This window comes from Vibrio sp. Vb1127 (assembly GCF_033338735.1).
Taxonomy (GTDB): domain Bacteria; phylum Pseudomonadota; class Gammaproteobacteria; order Enterobacterales; family Vibrionaceae; genus Vibrio; species Vibrio alginolyticus.
The window spans coordinates 159,494-180,228 of the sequence record NZ_JAWOTF010000004.1; the positions used below are offsets into that span (position 1 = coordinate 159,494).

17 protein-coding genes and 1 tRNA gene are annotated in these 20,735 nt (G+C 44.5%); 12 read left to right on the forward strand and 6 right to left on the reverse strand.

The genetic code is table 11. The features are described from left to right. Positions 1-8: 8 nt before the first annotated feature. The 3 genes from R7H07_RS08605 (at position 9) to R7H07_RS08615 (ending at position 2,312) form a co-directional block, all read left to right on the forward strand. Positions 9-236 (forward strand): YejL family protein, encoded by a 228-nt coding sequence (locus R7H07_RS08605; protein WP_005380722.1) that lies wholly within the window; start codon positions 9-11, stop codon positions 234-236. 22 nt (positions 237-258) lie between these two features. Next, positions 259-2,067, forward strand: coding sequence for a DUF3413 domain-containing protein (locus R7H07_RS08610; RefSeq protein ID WP_005380721.1), 1,809 nt, complete (start codon positions 259-261; stop codon positions 2,065-2,067). A gap of 154 nt (positions 2,068-2,221) precedes the next feature. Further along, a tRNA-Ser gene (locus R7H07_RS08615) sits at positions 2,222-2,312 on the forward strand. Positions 2,313-2,505: 193 nt separating this feature from the next. On the opposite strand, the gene R7H07_RS08620 is transcribed toward R7H07_RS08615, so the two are convergent. Beyond that, positions 2,506-3,429 (reverse strand): histone deacetylase, encoded by a 924-nt coding sequence (locus R7H07_RS08620; protein WP_025767197.1) that lies wholly within the window; start codon positions 3,427-3,429, stop codon positions 2,506-2,508. A gap of 271 nt (positions 3,430-3,700) precedes the next feature. On the opposite strand from R7H07_RS08620, the gene R7H07_RS08625 reads away from it, so the two are divergent. Next, the gene (locus R7H07_RS08625; protein ID WP_206959630.1) at positions 3,701-4,390 is read left to right on the forward strand and encodes an SDR family oxidoreductase; all 690 of its coding nucleotides are present in this window, start codon (positions 3,701-3,703) and stop codon (positions 4,388-4,390) included. 183 nt (positions 4,391-4,573) lie between these two features. Then, on the forward strand, positions 4,574-4,780 hold the full coding sequence (locus tag R7H07_RS08630; RefSeq protein WP_005380717.1) for a hypothetical protein: 207 nt from the start codon (positions 4,574-4,576) through the stop codon (positions 4,778-4,780). Positions 4,781-4,830: 50 nt separating this feature from the next. Here the strand turns inward: R7H07_RS08630 and R7H07_RS08635 are convergent, their stop codons facing one another. Both R7H07_RS08635 and R7H07_RS08640 read right to left on the reverse strand, forming a co-directional pair. Further along, the gene (locus tag R7H07_RS08635; RefSeq protein ID WP_158156755.1) at positions 4,831-6,792 is read right to left on the reverse strand and encodes a DNA topoisomerase III; all 1,962 of its coding nucleotides are present in this window, start codon (positions 6,790-6,792) and stop codon (positions 4,831-4,833) included. A 103-nt stretch (positions 6,793-6,895) separates the two neighbouring features. Then, entirely contained in the window at positions 6,896-7,444 is a 549-nt protein-coding gene (locus R7H07_RS08640; RefSeq protein WP_005380711.1) for an NAD(P)H nitroreductase, read from the reverse strand. 173 nt (positions 7,445-7,617) lie between these two features. On the opposite strand from R7H07_RS08640, the gene R7H07_RS08645 reads away from it, so the two are divergent. Next, complete coding sequence (locus R7H07_RS08645) at positions 7,618-8,934, forward strand: MFS transporter (protein ID WP_025767195.1); 1,317 nt, start codon at positions 7,618-7,620, stop codon at positions 8,932-8,934. 59 nt (positions 8,935-8,993) lie between these two features. On the opposite strand, the gene R7H07_RS08650 is transcribed toward R7H07_RS08645, so the two are convergent. Then, a complete protein-coding gene (locus tag R7H07_RS08650) occupies positions 8,994-11,006 on the reverse strand; it encodes an NADPH-dependent 2,4-dienoyl-CoA reductase (RefSeq protein ID WP_005380708.1) in 2,013 nt (670 codons plus the stop codon). A gap of 224 nt (positions 11,007-11,230) precedes the next feature. On the opposite strand from R7H07_RS08650, the gene sppA reads away from it, so the two are divergent. Further along, positions 11,231-13,081, forward strand: a complete 1,851-nt coding sequence (gene sppA, locus R7H07_RS08655) for a signal peptide peptidase SppA (RefSeq protein ID WP_206959628.1) — start codon at positions 11,231-11,233, stop codon at positions 13,079-13,081. 164 nt (positions 13,082-13,245) lie between these two features. Continuing rightward, on the forward strand, positions 13,246-14,259 hold the full coding sequence (ansA, locus tag R7H07_RS08660; protein ID WP_017635822.1) for an asparaginase: 1,014 nt from the start codon (positions 13,246-13,248) through the stop codon (positions 14,257-14,259). Between the two features lie 95 nt (positions 14,260-14,354). Here ansA and R7H07_RS08665 read toward each other — a convergent pair whose 3' ends face one another. Further along, a complete protein-coding gene (locus tag R7H07_RS08665) occupies positions 14,355-14,639 on the reverse strand; it encodes a YeaC family protein (protein ID WP_005380700.1) in 285 nt (94 codons plus the stop codon). Between the two features lie 101 nt (positions 14,640-14,740). Between R7H07_RS08665 and R7H07_RS08670 the strand changes: the two genes are divergently transcribed. Then, the gene (locus tag R7H07_RS08670; protein WP_206959626.1) at positions 14,741-15,562 is read left to right on the forward strand and encodes a DUF2989 domain-containing protein; all 822 of its coding nucleotides are present in this window, start codon (positions 14,741-14,743) and stop codon (positions 15,560-15,562) included. 116 nt (positions 15,563-15,678) lie between these two features. Here the strand turns inward: R7H07_RS08670 and msrB are convergent, their stop codons facing one another. Further along, positions 15,679-16,086: a peptide-methionine (R)-S-oxide reductase MsrB gene (gene msrB, locus R7H07_RS08675; protein ID WP_005380698.1), complete on the reverse strand. Its 408-nt coding sequence runs from the start codon at positions 16,084-16,086 to the stop codon at positions 15,679-15,681. Between the two features lie 337 nt (positions 16,087-16,423). On the opposite strand from msrB, the gene gap reads away from it, so the two are divergent. The 3 genes from gap (at position 16,424) to R7H07_RS08690 (ending at position 20,697) form a co-directional block, all read left to right on the forward strand. Further along, positions 16,424-17,419: a type I glyceraldehyde-3-phosphate dehydrogenase gene (gene gap, locus R7H07_RS08680; RefSeq protein ID WP_005380697.1), complete on the forward strand. Its 996-nt coding sequence runs from the start codon at positions 16,424-16,426 to the stop codon at positions 17,417-17,419. Between the two features lie 156 nt (positions 17,420-17,575). Further along, positions 17,576-18,460, forward strand: coding sequence for a D-hexose-6-phosphate mutarotase (locus R7H07_RS08685; protein WP_054576261.1), 885 nt, complete (start codon positions 17,576-17,578; stop codon positions 18,458-18,460). Positions 18,461-18,660: 200 nt separating this feature from the next. After that, positions 18,661-20,697 (forward strand): methyl-accepting chemotaxis protein, encoded by a 2,037-nt coding sequence (locus tag R7H07_RS08690; protein WP_086046942.1) that lies wholly within the window; start codon positions 18,661-18,663, stop codon positions 20,695-20,697. Positions 20,698-20,735: the final 38 nt, after the last annotated feature.

Sequence of the window (20,735 nt, forward strand, 5' to 3'; positions counted from 1 at the left end):
GAGTCTTTATGCCGATTACATCTAAATATACTGACGAGCAAGTAGAAAAAATTCTTGCTGAAGTAGCAACAGTTCTTGAAAAACACGCTGCTTCTCCTGAGTTGACGCTAATGATTGCCGGAAATATCGCAACCAATGTCTTAAATCAACGTGTTGCTGCTTCACAACGCAAAGCGATTGCTGAAAAATTTGCTCAGGCGCTGATGTCTTCTTTAGAAACACCAAAAACACACTAATCACGGACAATAGAACACATACATGGTAGACAGCGGAAACTCATACGGCGAACGTGTATCTCGACTAGTTGGTTGGGGTCACTGGTTTGCATTCTTCAATATCGTTGCATCGATGTTGATAGGCACACGCTACATTGTTCAGTCTCCTTGGCCCGAGACGTTACTTGGTCAGTTTTATCTGGCGGTTTCTTGGGTTGGTCACTTTGGCTTTCTAGTTTTCGCACTTTACTTGCTTGTTCTATTCCCGTTGACGTTTATCCTGCCATCGCGGAAATTGTTCCGTTTGGTGGCAGTGATTTTCGCAACCGTTGGGCAAACCATATTATTAATTGATACCCAAGCGTATCAGTCGATCAATTTGCACTTAACTCCCGTTGTCTGGGAGTTACTATTCAGCGAAGACAAAAGTGCACTCAGCACTGACCTACAACATTTATTTGTTGTGATGCCGCTGATCTTCCTTATTCAACTCGCACTATCCGAATGGGTATGGCGAAAACAGCGCAAACTATCTCATAAGCACGTAGGACGCCCTCTCGCGGCCGTCTTTTTCCTCAGCTTTATGACCAGCCATTTGGTTTACATTTGGGCAGATGCGTATTTTTACAACCCAATTACTAGCCAGCGTTCAAACTTCCCGTTGTCTTACCCGATGACAGCGAAGAGTTTTATGGAAAAACATGGTCTACTTGACCGTGAGGAATACCTAAAACGTTTAGCAGAAAACGAAGGCAACGTAGAGTTAGTCAACTACCCTCTTGAAAAGCTTGAGTTTAACCGCCGAGTTAATAAGCTCAATGTGTTGATGATCAGCATAAACAATTTACGAGCGGATGCGCTGAACCAAGAAGAGATGCCTAACCTCTATGAGTTTGCTGAAAACAATCAGAACTTCCGTAATCATTACAGCTCAAGTAATGATACATACGGGGCCTTTGGTTTGTTCTATGGCTTACCGACCAGTTATGCATCAAGCATCAAGGCGCAAGGTGCTTCCCCAGTATTGCTCGATGTACTGAAAGATCAGGGCTACAACTTTGGTTTATTCAGTGGCAGTGGGTTTGAAGATGATCTCTACTCAGAAATTATTTTCCGCGACTTGAACTTAGCGGAAGACCTAGATGGCACGCAAGCTCATACCGATAAACAATCTATCGCAAACTGGAATACATGGTTAGCAGAGAAAGCAAGTCAGCCATGGTTTAGTTACATCGAAGTCACCACCGTTGATAATTTTGAATCGATTCCTTCAAATAATGACGAAGAAATGCCCGCAAGTGAGCGATTCAAAAAAGCTTATGAATATGCAGTGAAGTCGGCGGATAGAACTATCGCCGGTATTATTGATGAACTAGAAACGACGGGACAACTGACAAACACCATCGTAATCATCACTTCTAATCACGGTAGTGAATTTAACGAAACCAATACGAACAGCTGGGGAGCAAACAGCAACTACAGCCGTTATCAATTACAAGTTCCGATGGTGATCCATTGGCCTGGAATGCTGGCTGGCGAATTTAATCACAGCACAAGTCACTTGGACCTCTCAGTTACACTGTTGCAAGATATGCTCGGCGTATCTTCCAACCCATATGATTACAGTAGTGGTCGCAACCTATTCGATGAAAGTCGTCGTCGCTGGATCTTGGCGGGCGATACTCGCGAGCTTGCCTTAATTACTAGCTCACAAACCACAGTGATCGATAAGTTTGGCAACTACAAGCTGTATGACAAAAACTACAAACGACTTAGAGATGATGCACCGAAGTTGCCAGTTTTGATGCAAGGTTTAACTGAGTTACAGCGTTTTTATTCTAAAAACGATTAATACCTAGCAATCCATATACTATTCAAACTCCCCTTTTTGGGGAGTTTTTGTTTATTTAAACAACACAAACCACAAATTTGCGCAGTAAACATCCAATCAGTTCAACTAGGGGTTTACAACATTTTCAAAGCCTTATATTATGCGCCTCAACAACGGAGAGATGGCTGAGTGGTTGAAAGCACCGGTCTTGAAAACCGGCATACGTTAATAGCGTATCTAGGGTTCAAATCCCTATCTCTCCGCCACTTTTAGAAAAAGCCCGCTAAGAAATTAGCGGGCTTTTTCGCATCTCCAGACTTAAAAGATTTGTACAAATCACTTATCACTTCTTGAACGCAACTAAGCACTCCGCCACACTCCGAAAGAACCCACAAAAAATTAATGCCCTTTCCTTTCGTTCCAGTGTTGAATCAATTTGATATTTACATCTAGTTGTATCTACTCATCAATAAAGACTTCTTTAGCGGCATTGATAAGCTGCAAATGAATTGGGACGAGGTCAGCATGATTCGTTCGATATCCACCTCCAACGACAGCTGCGACAGGGATACCTCGAGATTTCACTGTTTGCATTAAAAATCTATCACGTTCTAAAATCCCTTGCGTCGACACATCAAAATATCCAAGCTCATCGTCTTGATGTATATCGACACCAGCATCGTAGATAACCAAATCAGGGCGATGAAGATTAAGTGCCATATCGACCACTTCTTTAAACGCCATTAAAAAATCCTCATCACCTGTTCCTCGCACCATAGGCACATCGAGGTCAGACTGAGGCTTCCTCGCTGGGAAGTTTTTATCACAGTGGAAAGAAAGCGTGATGATATCTGGCTCATCGTCACATAAAGTTGCTGTTCCATCCCCATGGTGAACATCACTATCAATGATCAATACTTTATCGACATGCTCGACTTCGAGCGCTTGCCTGGCCGCGATCACTAAGTCATTAAATAAACAAAAACCACTGCCAAACTCTTTGTGTGCGTGGTGATACCCACCACTCAAATGAATGGCCACACCGTACTCAAGTGCCTTTTTTGCGGTCAGAGCCGTGCCCGCTGCTGAAGTTAGCGTTCTGGTAATGAGAGACTCACTCCAAGGAAAACCTATTCGGCGCATCTTCGCAGCTGGCATGTTTCCACTAACAAGTAACTCGACGTATTCCTCGTCATGAACACGTTTTACTTCCCCAACAGTTAATGCTTCGGGCTGGAAAAACTGCGTGTGCTCTTTCCAGTTATCTTTCTCCATATGCACCAATACCGATTCATAGAGGTACTGGTATTTCATAATTGGGTAACGATGCCCCTCTGGCAACTCAAGTTGAGAATAAATCGGGTGGTAGATAAATGGCAGCATGAGAAATTCTTAATAACAATGGTAACGAAATAGTATCAACTTAAAGGGTTGAATAAAACGCAATTTAATTGATAATGATTTTCAATATCAATTAGATTTAATATACATATGAATTCTACTTTCTTTGCTATTCTCGGCGCACTGTTTGGCTCTCTTTGTGCCCTATCCCTATTTTCATCTCTTGTTGTTGGTGCGTGGTGGTTGGTTGATTTTATTGTGCTTAACTAACACAATGACTTTCAACTGAAATCAAAAAAACATAGGTGTTTGTATGAGTCAAACCGTCTTTATTACCGGAGCAAATCGCGGCATTGGCCTTAGCTTAACTGAGCTGTACCTGAAGCAAGGCCACCAAGTACATGCTACTAGCCGTTCCTTAGAGAACAGTTCAGAACTACAAACTCTAGCCTCACAATTCAGTAATCTGGTTTTGCACGAACTGGATGTCACTCACTACGAACAAGTCGCTAAGCTTGCCGATAAACTCCCTGCCATCGACTTACTCATCAATAATGCAGGATATTACGGCCCCAAGGGATATGGCTTTGGAAACACTGACGTAGAAGAATGGCGTAAAGCCTTCGAAGTAAACACCATTGCACCGTTAAAACTGGTTGAGCACTGTTACCCTCGCTTACAACAAGGCAAGATAAAAAAGATTGCTTGTATCTCATCAAAAGTGGGGAGCATGACCGAAAATACGTCCGGTGGCGGTTATATTTATCGCTCATCGAAAGCGGCGCTTAACTCGGTTGTGAAAAGCTTAAGTAATGATTTAACACCTGAAGGATTTACCGTTTTAGCGCTTCACCCTGGTTGGGTAAAAACGGAGATGGGCGGGCCAAATGCTTTGATAGATACGCAAACCTCCGCGCAAGGCCTAGCGAACGTGATAGAGCTGAGCACACCGCAGCTTTCAGGTCGATTTATTAACTACGATGGTACTGAGTTACCTTGGTAGCAGCATTAAGACACAACCATCACTAAACCAAATACCATCAAAGCCAGGCTTCATAATCGTGACTTGGTTGGCAAACATAATGTTCATCAGTGATCCACCAGCATAATTCGCGCAATCTAACTTGAATTTATCTACATCCAATCCAGACTTAGGAAAAAGTAGAACAAATAAGGAGAAAGCTCGATGGCAGCAGATAGGGATTTGGTTAATTTTAGCGAAGAGCACGAACTAAATTACTGCTTGAGAAGTGCTGGTAAACGCCAAACTCAAGCGAATCGAGATACATTAGTTGACTTGGGCAACCAGGTGAAAGAGGTACTGGACAAACGCGTGTTAACTCAAGGTGAAGTAAGAGGCGCGATCCAAAACCACGGTGACCTGTTCGAGTAATCTATTTTCAAGCATGCGCGGTGTTTAATTACGCCGCGCTTGTCCTATGCCTACTTACCTTTGGTTGAACGAGATTTAGTCGCGCCACCATTCTTTGAATAACTGCGCTTTTTACGTTTAAACGCAGGACGTTCCACCTTGGGTAGATGACGTAACGAATCAGGGATAGGCCCTGCTTTTACTTGTGCCATCAAGCTATCAATGCGTTGTTCCAGTGCTTGCATGAACGGCTGATATGCTTGATTTCTCTCTGCCATACCTTGTAACTGGTGCTCCCAATGAGCCGTCATATCAGGGTATGTTGAATCTTCTGGCAAGGCATGAATGAGACCTCTTCCCGCAGGAGAACTGAGAATTGACTTACCTTGACGCGTAAGCAGTTGGCGTTTGAACAGCGTGTCCAAAATACCAGCGCGAGTCGCTTCCGTGCCTAGCCCATCAGTGTCACGAAGGATTTTTTTCAGTTCTTTATCCGCAACATAACGGGCGATCCCGGTCATCGCTTGCAACAGCGATGCCTCGGTAAAATGCTTTGGTGGCTCGGTTTTTCGGTCTTTTATTTCCCCTTCACGACAAGTTAACACGGTGCCTTCGGGTAGCGGTGGCACGGCATCAATACCTTCATCTTCCTTGTCAGTTTTGCCCATTAGCGCTTTCCAACCCGGCGAAACTAACTGACGACCTTTCGCGACAAACGTACCACTAGCGATATCGAAAACCAATTTCGCTTCTGCGTAAACCGCCGCCGGATAGAACTGCATGAGGTACTGGCGCGCAATCAATTGATACACTTTCATCTCATTGCCGGAAAGCGCATTCACATTAGCTTGCTTCGGTGTAGGGATAATCGCATGGTGTGCATCCACTTTTTTATCGTTCCAGGCTTTGGACTTTAATGTTAAGTCTGCTCCCTGAACGGCAACTTGCAACTCTTTTGCGTTATTCGCAATAGCAGTTGTCACCGTCCCTGCTTGTGAGTAGTGTTCCATCGGCAAATAGCGACAATCTGAACGCGGGTAAGTGATCAGCTTGTGCTTTTCATACAATGCCTGACAAGTATCTAGTACTTGTTGCGCACTCATACCATAGCGCTTCGCGGCATCGATCTGTAAAGCAGATAACGAATAAGGTAATGGTGCTGATTGCTTGGTTTGCTTTTGTTCCGACTCTGTCACTTTTGCGGGTTGATTTGCAATACGGTTTGCAACATTTTCTACCAACTTACGGTTTAATACTCGACCTTCTTCGTCCTGCCAAGGCTTGCATGCCTCACTTGGCTTCCAACGAGCACGAATATCAAAAGTACCATTGGCATCTTGATATGGGATCAGAGCATGTAGGGTAAAATAGTCCTTCGGGACAAAGTTTTCGATTTCTTCATCACGACGCACCACTAAGCCAAGAACTGGCGTTTGCACTCGCCCTACCGAGAGAACACCTTGATACCCTGCTTTTTGACCAAGCAAGGTATAAGCACGAGACATGTTCATACCATACAGCCAATCAGCCCGAGAGCGGGCCAATGCAGAAACTGAAAGTGGGATAAACTCGCGATTACTGCGCATAGAACTGAGTGCGCGTTTAACCGCAGGTAAGTTCAAGTCGGAAATCAGCAAACGCTGTGTGGATTCCTTCTTGGTTTTAGATAACTTGCAATAGTCCAGAACTTCATCAACTAACAGCTGACCCTCTCGATCTGGGTCTCCTGCATGAATGACTTCGTTAGCTTCTTTGAGCAATTTACGAATCACTGTTAATTGCTTACTTGCGCTTTTCCTCGGTCTGAGCTGCCATTGCTGCGGAACAATTGGTAAATCTGCCATATTCCACTTCTTATAACGCTCATCGTAAGCGTCAGGTTCGACTTGTTCGAGCAAATGGCCGATACACCAAGTAACGATATCCCCGTTCCCACAGCGGATGAATCCTTGATCTTTCTTTTGAGGGTTTGGCAGTGCAGCGGCAATCGCACGGCCTAAGCTTGGTTTTTCAGCAATAAACAGACGAGACATAACGTTTTGGAAATAAATATAATTAGGGCCACATTATCGAATGTAGCCCTAATAAATCAAGAAAAACTGTATAAATAAACAGTCAGTTTATTTAAGTTTTTAGTTATAGGAATTCAACAAACTGAGAAAGGTCACGCTCAGGAACTTTCATCGGTGTACAACCAGGCGTGCCTAAGTACAAGAAACCAACAATCTCATCGTCACCCTCTAAACCAAATGCTTGATGAACTTCTGGATGGAACATCCACTTACCTGAGCGCCAAAACCCTTGAAAGCCTTGCGCTACAGCTGCCATTTGCATCGCTTGTACAGCGCATCCCGCAGATAAGTGTTGCTCTAGTGCTGGTACTTTCTCATGTTCTGTTACTTTAGCAATCACCGTGATCACCATTGGTGCGCGAAATGGGGCATTCTTTACCTTTTCGACCACCGCTTCATCACTATTTTCAGCTTCTGCCGCTTTTACCAATATATCTGACAGTTTTTTCAAACCATCGCCCTGTGCGATAACGAAACGCCAAGGGGTTAATCCCGCATGGTCAGGCGCACGAAGGCCAGCACGAATGATGTTCTCAAGTGCTTTACCTTCTGGTGCAGGCGCGGATAACTTCGCGATAGATCGGCGATTGAGCAAAAGATCGAGAGCGTCCATGAAAGAATCCTTATTGAATATCGTTGTTATTTTGTTTACGCCACTTTAGCACAATCTGCTCCTGCGAATAACAACCGGTTTTCTGTGGGCTTGATAACGTGCTTCACTTAACATCAATCTGGGTTTAATGTTAATTTATTCGCGAAATGAATAAGTTGAACATAGGCAGGTTGATGAACAAGGACAAACAAAACAGCATTTACGAAAAGATCGTTAATGACGAAGATGCCCGTGCCTGTAAGGCGATTCCTGAATCAGCTTGTCATCAAGTTCCCGGCAACTTTCTTAAAATCATTCTCGCTCAGTTTTTAACGAAAGTCGGCGATGCGTTAATCAATCCTAAAGTCACGTTGCCGTGGATACTACAAAGTCTCGGGGCTCCGGTTTACTTAATTGGTTGGCTGGTTCCTATTCGTGAGTCAGGATCCCTTATCCCACAACTTAGCATCGCGCACTACATCCGACGCATTCCAGTAAGAAAATGGGTCTGGGTAATTGGCAGCATCTTGCAGGCTCTTTCCATATTTGCAATCGGATTGGTCGCATTAACTCTAACAGGAGCAGCTGCGGGTTATGGTGTGATTGCATGTCTTGTGATCTTCAGCCTCTCACGCGGTTTAAATTCCGTCGCATCAAAAGATGTATTGGGCAAAACCATCCCTAAAAACCAACGAGGTCAAGTCAACGGCTGGTCTTCAAGCGCTGCTGGCCTGGTTACGCTGCTTTTCGCTAGCCTTCTGGCACTAGCCTGGTTATGGGACGTAGAGCCGACAGAGCGCTTTTACGGTCTGAGTTTAGGCTTAGCGGGCGTCATATGGCTCATCGCGGCATTCGTATATGCGCGAATTAATGAGTATGCCGGTGAGGTAGATGGTGGTCGAAATGGCGTCCTCGAAGCATTTAAACAACTCGCGTTACTTAAGACAGACGTGACCTTTCGTCGATTCGTTATCACGCGGACACTATTTTTATGTTCTGCGCTGAGTGCACCGTACTACGTTGTGCTGGCACAGCAATCTCTGGGTGGACAGCTCTGGGTGCTAGCTCTCTTTATGTTTGCGAGTGGCTTAGCCTCCTTTGTGTCAGGTCCTTTCTGGGGAAGAATGTCCGATCGCTCCAGCCGCAGTGTGATGGTCATAGGCGCAATGATGAGCGCGCTACTTGGTGTTGTGTTATTTGTTTACGATACATGGGTCACCGCTAGCCAAAGCTTCCTATTCGTGATTCCTCTGCTTTACTTTTGTGTTTGTATTGCCCACGACGGAATACGAGTCGGACGAAAAACCTATTTAGTTGATATCGCAGAAGGTGACAAACGGACGAGCTATGTAGCCGTGAGTAACACAGTGGTTGGGATAATGCTGCTTCTAATGAGCTCTCTTGGTGTTATGTCGAACTTCTTGAGCCTTTCAGCTGTGGTGTTAGTGTTCTCTTTTATTACTTTTGCTGGCGTGGTAATGGCCAAACAACTGCCAGATATCAGTGACTAGTTCTATACAAAAAAGCTGCGCTCAAAGCGCAGCTTTTATGGTAAATACACATTAAAAGGCTAGAGTTTTACCGCCAATTTAACACCTTGACGAATCGCACGCACAGCATCAAGTTCACCCGCATGGTCAGCTCCGCCAATGATATGAATCTTCTCTCCAAGTTCAGACCATTTATCTTCAAACGGACGTACAGACTCTTGTCCAGCACAAATGATCACTTTGTCTGCATTAAGTACCTGCGCGCTTCCGTCTACATGAATGTGCAAACCTTGATCATCAATTTTATCGTAAGACACGCCACCGACTAAATGTACGCCCCGTTTTTCAAGGGTACGTTTATGGATCCAACCTGTCGTTTTACCCGGACCTTTACCTACACGACCTTTACGACGCTGAAGTACCCAGACTTCTTTATCGCTGACTGCATCAGGGTAAGGATATAAACCACCCGGCTGAGACATCTCCTTGTCGATTCCCCATTCATGCAACCAGTCATCCAACGTTTGTCCAACTGGCTCTGTGAGCATGGTCGCGACATCTACGCCAATGCCACCAGCACCAACGATAGCCACTTTCTCACCGACTGGCGTTTTGTCTCGAATGAGAGTTTGATAGTCGACGACTTTCTCTGGGTTATCAATTCCATCAATATTGACTTTACGTGGCTCAACACCCGATGCCATCACTATCTCATCGTATTCTGTGAGTAAGTCATAGTTCGCTTCCGTCGATAAGTGCAGATTCACGCCTGTTTCATCAATACGGTTAGCGAAATATCGTATCGTCTCTCGAAACTCTTCCTTACCAGGGATCTGCATCGCAAGACGGAACTGACCACCGATGCGGTCGTTCTTTTCGAACAAATCAACCTTATGGCCACGTTCAGCCAGTGTGGTCGCACAAGCCAAGCCCGCAGGTCCAGCACCAACAACTGCAATGTTTTTCTTTTTAAAGGCTGGTTCAACAACAATTTCGGTTTCATAGCACGCTAGAGGGTTCACTAAGCAACTGGCGCGCTTACCTTTAAACACGTTATCTAGACACGCCTGATTACAACCAATACACGTATTAATAAGCTGCGCTTTTTCCTGTTCGGCTTTAGCAACAAAGTAAGGATCGGCCAAGAATGGGCGCGCCATCGAAACCATGTCGGCATGACCGGAAGATAAAATACGTTCTGCTTCATCTGGCGTATTTATACGGTTGCAAGTGATAATAGGAACCGAAACGTGAGGTTTAACTTTTTCCGTAACCCATGTAAACGCACCGCGTGGTACTTGAGTCGCAATAGTCGGAATTCGAGCCTCATGCCAACCGATACCCGTATTAATAATCGTGACGCCAGCCTCTTCAAGTGCTTTCGCCAATTCGATAACGTCTTCAAAAGTGCTGCCCTGCTCGACAAGATCCAGCATAGAAAGACGGAAGATGATGATGAACTTGTCACCTACCGCCTTGCGTACCGCTTTAACAATTTCTAGCGGAAAACGCATACGTTTTTTATAGCTGCCACCCCATTCGTCGTAACGCATATTAGTACGTTTACATAAGAATTGGTTTATCAAGTAACCTTCCGAGCCCATTAACTCGACGCCATCATAACCAGCAAGCTGTGCTAACTCCGCACTATTAGCAAACGCGTCGATGGTTTTCTTTATCTGGCGGTCGCTCATTTCACTCGGAGCAAACTTTGCAATTGGCGCTTTAATGCCAGATGCACTTTGCGAGAATGGATGCATTGCATAACGCCCAGCATGGAGAATTTGCAACGCAATTTTACCACCGTGCTTGTGCACCGCTTCTGTCACAACTTTATGGGCTTTAGCATGTTTTGGCTTGCTGAATTCAGCACTCAACGGGTGTAAACGACCGCGTAAGTTAGGAGAAAAACCTCCGGTTACAATCAGTCCGACACCGCCTTTCGCGCGTTCTTCATAAAAAGCCGCGAGCTTCTGTAATCCTTCTTTGTGCTCTTCTAAGCCCGTGTGCATTGATCCCATCAGAACTCGGTTTCGTAATTGTGTGAAACCGAGGTCCAGTGGCTTTAATAGGTTTGGGTACATGGCAGACATCACTTAACATCCATTGTTATTATCATGGTCTGACCAGATTAAGCCTGCTCAACCAAAAAATCAAACAAGCGTTTACATTTTTGTAACACCGATCAATCTCGTGTGAAAATATGCCAATTGTTGAGTGGTCGTGATAAGCTAAAAAAATGTTATCTTTTGAGATCTTAGAGATAAGAACCCATACTTTGTTAGACTCGGCGTAACTATCTCGTTATGGAGACAAGATGAAAAAACTCTTCAAATTTATTGGTTTGATATTTAAAGGGATATGGAAAAGTATCACTTTCATCAGACTCGCACTGGCAAACCTAATTTTCTTGCTGATGATTGCCGTTTTCTACTTTGCCTTTACTTATACCGGAGACGGTCAACCTGTCGTCGAAAAAGAATCGGCATTGGTGATGAACCTTTCAGGCCCAATTGTCGAACAAAAACGTTATGTAAACCCAATGGACTCTTTTGCTGGTTCCCTTTTGGGTAATGAGCTACCGAAAGAAAACGTCCTTTTCGATATCGTTGATACTATTCGCTACGCGAAAGACGATCCTAAAGTGTCTGGATTAGTGCTAGCACTACGAGACATGCCAGAAACAAATCTCACGAAACTACGTTACATCGCGAAAGCGTTGAACGAATTTAAAGCGTCAGGCAAACCCGTTTACGCCGTAGGTGATTTCTACAACCAAAGCCAATATTACTTGGCAAGTTACGCTGACAAAGTTTATCTGGCACCTGATGGTGGTGTATTGATTAAAGGTTACAGCGCTTACTCAATGTACTACAAAACGTTACTTGAAAAGCTTGACGTTTCTACTCATGTTTTTCGCGTAGGTACTTATAAATCCGCTATCGAACCTTTTATTCGTGATGACATGTCCGATGCGGCGAAAGAGTCAGCAACACGTTGGGTTACTCAATTGTGGAGTGCTTTTGTTGATGACGTAACAACAAACCGAAACATTGATGCGAAAGTGCTTAATCCAACCATGGATGAGCTGATTAACGAGATGAAGTCTGTAAATGGCGATATTGCTCAGCTCGCAGTCAAATTGGGGCTAGTGGATGAACTTGCGACACGCCAAGACATTCGCACTCTATTTGCAAAACAGTTTGGCAGTGACGGCAAAGACAGCTACAACGCGATTGGTTACTACGACTACCTTGCAACGATTCGTCCCGATTACACACTACCTCAGCACGACATCGCCGTTGTTCTAGCAAGTGGCGCGATTATGGACGGTCAACAACCTCGCGGAACTGTTGGTGGTGACACAGTCGCAAGCTTGCTGCGTCAAGCACGCAATGATGAAAAAGTGAAAGCGGTCGTATTACGAGTAGATAGTCCAGGAGGCAGTGCCTTTGCTTCTGAAGTGATTCGTAACGAAGTAGAAGCTCTGAAGCAAGCAGGTAAGCCGGTTGTTGTATCCATGTCGAGTTTGGCTGCTTCTGGTGGTTATTGGATTTCAATGAGCGCAGACAAAATCGTTGCTCAGCCAACAACCCTGACGGGCTCCATTGGTATATTTAGTGTCATCACCACGTTTGAAAAAGGCTTTAGCAAGTTAGGTATTAACACTGATGGCGTTGGCACATCGCCGTTCTCAGGTGACGGTATTACCACTGGCCTTTCTGAGGGCGCGTCTCAAGTGTTCCAATTAGGTATCGAACACGGTTACAAGCGCTTTATTTCTCTAGTTGGCGAGAATCGCGATATGTCTCTAGAGGAAGTTGACAAGGTTGCTCAAGGTCGAGTTTGGACTGGCCAAGATGCACTATCCTTTGGTCTTGTCGATCAAATGGGTGACTTTGATGATGCTGTAGAGCTAGCGGCGAAACTAGCGAACGTGACCGATTACGGCATTTACTGGGTAGAAGAGCCTCTTTCACCTACTGAACTATTTCTGCAAGAGTTTATGAAACAGGTGAAAGTCTCTCTAGGTATTGATGCAACAAGCTTGCTACCAAAAAGTCTTCAACCCGTAGCTCAACAATTCGAACAAGACGCAAGCTTGCTCCAAAGCTTCAACGATCCTAAAGGTCAATACGCATTTTGTTTGAACTGCCAAGTGCAGTAGTTTTTCCATCAATATTACAAAGGGCACTTCTACTTGAAGTGCCCTTTTTATTAGGCTTTGCATCTCCTCAGATGACTTTCTGATGCTGTGCGTATAGCCTCGCATCTCAAGGTTATTTAGGTATATAATCCCCGCCTCTGTTCCCCTACACGAAAGAAAAAACGATGACTAGAAAACACATCTACATCGCTTACACCGGTGGTACCATCGGAATGCAAAAATCCGACCACGGCTATGTGCCTGTTGCTGGCTTTATGGAAAAGCAATTAGCAAGCATGCCCGAATTCCATCGTCCTGAAATGCCGGATTACACCATCCACGAATACGACCCTCTGATTGACTCATCAGATATGACACCTGCTGACTGGCAGCAGATTGCGAATGATATTCGTGACAACTATGACAAATACGATGGTTTCGTTATCCTACATGGTACTGACACCATGGCGTACACAGCGTCCGCATTGTCTTTCATGCTTGAAAACCTTGGTAAGCCAGTGATTGTAACGGGTTCACAAATCCCTCTCGCAGAGCTGCGTTCTGACGGCCAAGCAAACCTATTAAACGCGCTACATATTGCGGCAAACTACCCGATCAACGAAGTAACTTTGTTCTTCAATAATCAATTGATGCGTGGTAACCGCAGCACAAAATCTCATGCAGACGGTTTTAATGCCTTTACTTCACCAAACCTTCCTCCACTATTGGAAGCTGGGATCAATATTCAAGTTAGCAACAGCGTAACCGTTGGTGCACAACCAGAAGGTGAGTTTAAGGTTCACAACATCACGCCACAACCAATCGGTGTGATCACCATGTACCCTGGTATTTCACACGAAGTTATCCGCAACACGCTTCGTCAGCCCGTGAATGCGATGATTCTTCTGACTTTTGGTGTCGGCAATGCTCCTCAGAACCCTGAGCTGCTTGGTCACCTGAAAGAAGCCTCTGAGCGCGGCGTTATTGTTGTCAACCTGACTCAGTGTTTGGCGGGTAAAGTGAATATGGGCGGATATGCCACAGGTTGTGCGCTCGCAGACTCTGGTGTTATCAGTGGCTTTGACATGACGCCCGAAGCGGCGCTGGCAAAACTACACTACCTTCTAAGCCAAAACCTTTCTTACGAAGAAGTAAAAGAGAGAATGCAACAAGTACTGCGTGGTGAAATGAGCCTGTAAGTTCAAGCTTTCTACGATCTAAAAAGCCCAATACAATTTGGGCTTTTTTCTTTCAAAATCAAAATAATAAAATTTTGAGAAATAAGGCGTAAGGATTAATCAATGTTCGGATTGACACGAACAATATCGCTCTCTTCTCCGCTGAATTGTTTTTTAAGCTCTTGTTTTGATTTAAAACTGATTTCACCACCGGCTGCAACCGTCATATGCTGCGCATCAGTATTATGTTTTGATTGATACAACATCACAGCTTGCATACACGAATCTCGCTGCTCTTTAGAAAGTGTTGTACCCTCAGGCCATCTTCCCGTTTCTACTGCATAGACTAAGCGATCATAAACTTCTGGAGTCATCGCTTGTAATAGTTGTTCTGCGTCCATAGTGTACCTTCTTATTACATTCTATTTACAGAACATAACGGGTTAAGAAACTGAGTCAAGAATACGAAAATGAATTGGTGTAACGGATCACAAGCAAAGCCATGAAAAGAACAAACTGGTTACTTCTCAGCCTCGCATGTTTTGTGCTATCGGGCTGTTTTGAAGGTAACGTGACAACCGAAGAGTTGTGCCAAAAAACACCAGAGCTGCGTTGCGAGCAGCTCAATATGGATGACGGCCAATGTCGAATTCCAAGAACAAATTTGGTTTGGCATCGGTTTGAGCAATTGAAAAACCCATCGGAAGCCAACCAAATCATCGAATACGGTCTGGTCGCTGAATATAGGAAATGTTTAGAACTCGCCTCCCAGATCACCCCTATTGATCAAAGTGCTCTCAAAAGACAACGCTTTAATGCATTGATACACAGTATTGATGAGCTAGAGCGCATTGTAAACGAATTAAAAGGCTCAGAAGACCCGGCTACTTTGTATTTCTTATGGTCTCAAACGGGAGATACTCAAGCTCGTCGCGCATTTTTACAAATGGAAGGGTCTCCCCAATTAAATAATGCTGAGATGCAATATGCATTAGCCACTTTTTATACCAACCGAGATACCAAGAAAACCCTGGAGCTTCTTAATAACGCGTTGTCTTTATCTGATGAAGACAACATCAATCCGGTCATTCTCAAGTCAATGGCAAGTATTCATCAAGGGCTTGGAGACAAAGAGCAAGCGTATCTATGGGCAATGGTCGCGAAGAGATTCGACGTACCGCTTGCTGATGAAAAGCAGCTCCAACGTATGTTCAATTTCAGTCATCCAGAGCGATATAAGCAGTTGGATGAATTAGCCGAATCGGTGGCGAAAGCCATAGAGAAAGGTATCTATTCCCCAGCAATGATACCCAGTGAGATATAAACGAAAAACTCTCGCAATGAGCGGGAGTTTTTATTTAAGTCGAGCGACACTCAGATCACCGTTGAGCATGAATCATCCTGAAAGGATAAAACATCTCGAGCACAATTTTGTCGTTATTATTCTGATTTGTTGAAAATTAACGACACAGAATTAACACAAAAACGCTCTCCTGTGGTCTGTGGGCCATCTTCAAAAACGTGCCCTAGATGGCTATCACACGTTGCACAACGAATCTCTGTACGTACCATTCCGTGACTTAGATCTTCTAAATAGCGCACCGCTTGATCGTTGATAGGCGCATCAAAACTTGGCCATCCGCAGCCAGAGTCATACTTGTTATCAGAGACAAAGAGAGGGGCATTACAACAAGTACAAGCATAAACACCAGTTTCCTTATTATGCAGTAGCTTACCGCTGAAAGGAGGCTCTGTACCTTGCTCTCGGCAAACACGGAACTCTTCATCAGACAGTTGCTCACGCCACTGTTCATCTGACTTCGTCACTTTTTTCCCGCTTTGTTCCACGACTTTCGGCTCCTTATTTACTGTTCTTGGTATTGACTTTTTTAGCAAAAAACTTGCTTCTCTTAACAGTTGTAGCACATACTTTCTCACCAGGACACCATGCGTAATTAATTTGATAAGAGCACTTATCTCACCAGTTATATTACGCCAACTGGGCTACAGAAGAATCAGTTAAAAGTTTAAAAAACGTACATTTGCAAAGAATTGTTAAAAAAAGCGTCGCTTTTTTTTGACTTTAAACAAGTTAAGTCCGATTATCACTTGCAGATGTTTACTGGATTCTGTAATTTTACTACCAGTTATCTTTAATCAGAAATTAAGTTGTGGAGCAACTATAATGACTATCAAAGTAGGTATTAACGGTTTTGGCCGTATCGGTCGTTTCGTATTCCGTGCAGCGCAAGAGCGCAACGACATCGAAGTAGTAGGTATTAACGACCTTATCGATGTAGATTACATGGCATACATGCTTAAGTATGACTCAACTCACGGCCGTTTCAACGGTACTGTTGAAGTTGAAGGCGGTAACCTAATCGTTAACGGTAAAACTGTACGTGTTACTGCAGAGCGCAACCCTGAAGACCTAAAATGGGACGAAATCGGTGTTGACGTTGTAGCTGAAGCAACTGGTCTTTTCCTAACTGACGAGACTGCACGTAAGCACATCACTGCTGGCGCGAAAAAAGTTGTACTAACTGGTCCTTCTAAAGACGCTACTCCAATGTTCGTTAACGGCGTAAACTTCGACACTTACGCTGGTCAAGACATCGTTTCTAACGCTTCTTGTACTACTAACTGTCTAGCGCCTATCGCTAAAGTTCTTAACGACAAGTTCGGTATCGAATCTGGTCTTATGACTACAGTTCACGCAACTACAGCAACTCAAAAAACTGTAGATGGTCCTTCTGCTAAAGACTGGCGCGGTGGTCGTGGTGCTTCTCAAAACATCATCCCATCTTCAACTGGTGCTGCTAAAGCTGTAGGCGTTGTACTTCCAGAAGTAAACGGCAAACTAACTGGTATGGCTTTCCGTGTACCAACTGCTAACGTTTCTGTAGTTGACCTAACTGTTAACCTAGTTAACGGTGCTTCTTACGAAGACATCTGTAAAGCGATGAAAGAAGCTTCTGAAGGCGAACTAAAAGGCGTTCTAGGCTACACTGAAGATGCAGTTGTATCTCAAGACTTCATCGGCGAAGTTTGCACTTCAGTATTCGATGCTAAAGCTGGTATCGCGCTAACTGACAAATTCGTTAAAGTTGTATCTTGGTACGACAACGAAATCGGTTACTCAAACAAAGTTCTAGACCTAATCGCTCACATCTCTAAGTAATTAGAAAGTTAGCAATTAGCGAATAACTTCGTTAAAGAAAAGGCGGCTCTAGAGTCGCCTTTTTTGTATCTGGAATTTGAGAGAATGCAGGCTCGATGTTGCATTTAATGTGCGAAGCGCGTCTAAAAGCTCTCCCCCAGCGATAGGAAACTACACATGGATTTAAAAACTCTCCCAGCCCTAACGGTGCTATCTGATAACGTCACTATCGTTGAAGTTGATCAGATAAAAATCGTCCGCGTGATTCATGACAAAGCAACGGCAGGCATCTCGCTACACGGTGGTCATGTCGTGTCGTTCACGCCTGAAGGTCAAGAAGATCTGATCTGGATGAGCGAAAAAGCTGTCTTCGATGGTAAAGCTGCTCTTCGCGGTGGTATTCCGATTTGTTGGCCTTGGTTTGGGCGTATTGCTGCTCCAGCTCACGGCTTTGCCCGCACCGCAGAATGGGAGTTGGTTGAACATCGTGAGAACCATAACGGTGTGATTGTTGAACTTGCTCTGTTCCCGACAGAAGAAATCCACGATATTTGGCCCCATATGTTTGACGCTCGTTTGGTGATTGAAGTGGGCGATGAGCTAAAAGTGACGCTCAAAGTCATGAACATCGATGACGAGGCTTGGACCTTCTCTGGCGCATTACATACTTACCTAAACGTTGGAGACATTAAGCAAGCACAAACGACAGGCATGGGTGCCGAGTACATTGATAGCTTGAAAGCTGATGCGGTATGCCAAGGTGGTAATGTTCTACAACTAACTGACACCATTGATCGCGTTTACACGCAACCAGAAGCGAAAATTTTGGTAAAAGACCCGGTATTGGATCGTACGCTAAACGTACACAACCAAGGCCACAACTCTGCAGTATTATGGAACCCTTGGGCAGAAGGTGCGCAAAGCATGGGTGACATGGCTGACGATGGTTATCAAACCATGTTGTGTGTGGAGTCTGCTGTTCATGCACCAAGTATTGAGCAAGGTCAAACGCTCCAACCAGGTGAGACACATGAACTTGTCACTGTCATTTCAGCGCAGTAAGAATCACCATATAAAGGCCGGGGATACCCGGCCTTTTTTTTGTAATAAAAGCTCTGCTTAGATGGTCCTATCTTTACTAACTTATTGGTTACTGGTCACTTTTGACGGTTTCATTAATAAATATCAAAAAAATTGATCATATAAACCGATAGCATACCGATACAAAACTCATAAATAATAAAAATATCAGGAATTAGTCTATGTTAGAGAGATACCGAAATCAAAGTGTCGGATTCCAGTTGAAACTGGTGATCACTTTGTGTCTATTCATTGCTTTCAGCAGTATTGCAGCGCTTGTTTACCGCAACGCTTCCGATGTTCTATTGGAAAGCACACTGAAAGAACACCAATCTAAAGTAGAATCAATGGCAAAAACCATTGCTGGCCAATTCGATGCTTACCTGCACACCGCTAAAGTCCTCGAATCTACTTTTCGCAATGGCTACCTTGCCGGTGTCTATGTCGAAAATTACACGGTTGACTTCATGGGACATGAAGTACCAAACATCACTCAATACAGTGAAAGCTTAATTAATGACACCAAGTTGGTCGACAGTTTCACTCGTGATACCGGCGCTATAGCAACGCTATTCGCACCATTGGGTGACGACTTTATTCGGGTGTCCACCTCCCTAAAAGATCCACAAGGTCAACGAGCGGTCGGAACCACGCTAGGCATCAACCATCCTGGTTATCAGCAACTTAAAGCAGGACAACCGTATTACGCTCAAATTAAATTGTATGGCGAGCGCTACATTACCTACTATGCCCCAATCAAAGATGCGACAGGAAAGGTAGCAGGCCTATCGTTTATTGGCTTACCAGTAGACCAAGCGACACAAACCTTGTTCGATGCACTCGAAGAGATAAAATGGGGCGACACTGGTTACACCATTATCGTTGATAACGACGACAACAATCTTGGTAAATACCTACTTCATCCAGCAAAAAGCGGCTCAGATTCGTCAATACTAGAAGTCGCCGACTACAATGGTCACAAGCCTTTTGGCCAGATTTTCGAACAATCTAGTGGATTAATTCGCTACCCTTTCGAGTACCAAGGTAACGTAGGCGAAAAGTATCTTGTCTACACAGAGGTTCCAGGTTGGAACTGGAAACTGCTAGGTGGTACGTTTATCAAAGAAGTAACAAAAGGTAGCGACACGCTTCTCACACTCATTGCCATCATTTCTTCGGTAGCGGCAATCATTACTTTTGTTGTACTGACACTTTTCTTGAATCGCAGCTTACAACCTCTCACGACTCTAAACTCATACATGACTCGCTTAGCGGGCGGCGAAGTCAGCTTGAACATTCCAGCGTCTCGTAAAGCATCAAAGAATGAAATTACGAACCTGAGCTCGGGTGTCGCCAGTATGGCAAGTCAGCTCAATGAACTCGTTGGTAAGATCCGTTCAACAAGCGACTTAGTGGAGAGCAACTCCACCAGCGTTGCCAACGATGCACATAGCAATTTGACCCAAGCCGACCGACAACAACAAGAAGTCGAGCAAGTTGTGACAGCGATTGAAGAAATGGCCTCTTCCGCTCAATCTGTCGCACAACAAGTCGAAAGCATTGCGGAAAACGTACGCTCAGCAAATACTGATAGTCAATCTGGTCTCGCGATTGTTGAAGGCGTATGTATCGACGTTGCTCAACTTAACGATCAATTGGATCAATCAGCAACGGCTATCGAGCAAGTAAATCGCGATAGCGAGAGTATTCAAACCGTCACTAAAATGATTGATGAAATTGCTGAGCAAACCAATTTACTTGCCTTGAATGCCGCCATTGAAGCAGCACGAGCAGGTGAGCAAGGCCGTGGCTTCGCAGTTGTAGCAGATGAAGTGCGCACACTTGCGCACCGAACCCAAAGCTCAGTTCAAGATGTCGTGGAAATTATCGAGAAACTAAAAGGGTCGACTCATAATGCAGTTAATATGATGACAGACAGCCAACGCAGTGCAAACCAGGTCTTGGACAAAGCACAAGACGCGGGCACAGCATTAGAAGCCATCGCAGTACAAGTGCAGTCGATAGCCTCTCAAGCCGACGCCATTGCAGCGACTTCAGAAGAACAAGCTCAAGTTTCACAAGAAATTGCAGCAAATGCCCATTCTATCAGTGAACTTAACCGAGAAAGCCGCAACACGAGCGCAAAAACCTCGCAAAGTGCCATTGAACTTCAACAACAAGCACGAAACTTGAAAGAGCAAGTCGACTTCTTCCACTAATACTTAATAAGAGCCGACCCAGTCGGCTCTTTTTGTTT

Coding starts and splice junctions, on each gene's coding strand:
- R7H07_RS08625 (WP_206959630.1), top strand. CDS start 3,701: ATGAGTCAAACCGTCTTTATTACCGGAGCAAATCGCGGCATTGGCCTT.
- R7H07_RS08690 (WP_086046942.1), top strand. CDS start 18,661: ATGTTAGAGAGATACCGAAATCAAAGTGTCGGATTCCAGTTGAAACTG.
- R7H07_RS08670 (WP_206959626.1), top strand. CDS start 14,741: ATGAAAAGAACAAACTGGTTACTTCTCAGCCTCGCATGTTTTGTGCTA.
- R7H07_RS08685 (WP_054576261.1), top strand. CDS start 17,576: ATGGATTTAAAAACTCTCCCAGCCCTAACGGTGCTATCTGATAACGTC.
- gap (WP_005380697.1), top strand. CDS start 16,424: ATGACTATCAAAGTAGGTATTAACGGTTTTGGCCGTATCGGTCGTTTC.
- R7H07_RS08610 (WP_005380721.1), top strand. CDS start 259: ATGGTAGACAGCGGAAACTCATACGGCGAACGTGTATCTCGACTAGTT.
- sppA (WP_206959628.1), top strand. CDS start 11,231: ATGAAAAAACTCTTCAAATTTATTGGTTTGATATTTAAAGGGATATGG.
- R7H07_RS08665 (WP_005380700.1), bottom strand. CDS start 14,639: ATGGACGCAGAACAACTATTACAAGCGATGACTCCAGAAGTTTATGAT.
- R7H07_RS08635 (WP_158156755.1), bottom strand. CDS start 6,792: ATGTCTCGTCTGTTTATTGCTGAAAAACCAAGCTTAGGCCGTGCGATT.
- R7H07_RS08645 (WP_025767195.1), top strand. CDS start 7,618: ATGAACAAGGACAAACAAAACAGCATTTACGAAAAGATCGTTAATGAC.
- R7H07_RS08630 (WP_005380717.1), top strand. CDS start 4,574: ATGGCAGCAGATAGGGATTTGGTTAATTTTAGCGAAGAGCACGAACTA.
- R7H07_RS08640 (WP_005380711.1), bottom strand. CDS start 7,444: ATGGACGCTCTCGATCTTTTGCTCAATCGCCGATCTATCGCGAAGTTA.
- ansA (WP_017635822.1), top strand. CDS start 13,246: ATGACTAGAAAACACATCTACATCGCTTACACCGGTGGTACCATCGGA.
- R7H07_RS08605 (WP_005380722.1), top strand. CDS start 9: ATGCCGATTACATCTAAATATACTGACGAGCAAGTAGAAAAAATTCTT.
- R7H07_RS08650 (WP_005380708.1), bottom strand. CDS start 11,006: ATGTCTGCCATGTACCCAAACCTATTAAAGCCACTGGACCTCGGTTTC.
- R7H07_RS08620 (WP_025767197.1), bottom strand. CDS start 3,429: ATGCTGCCATTTATCTACCACCCGATTTATTCTCAACTTGAGTTGCCA.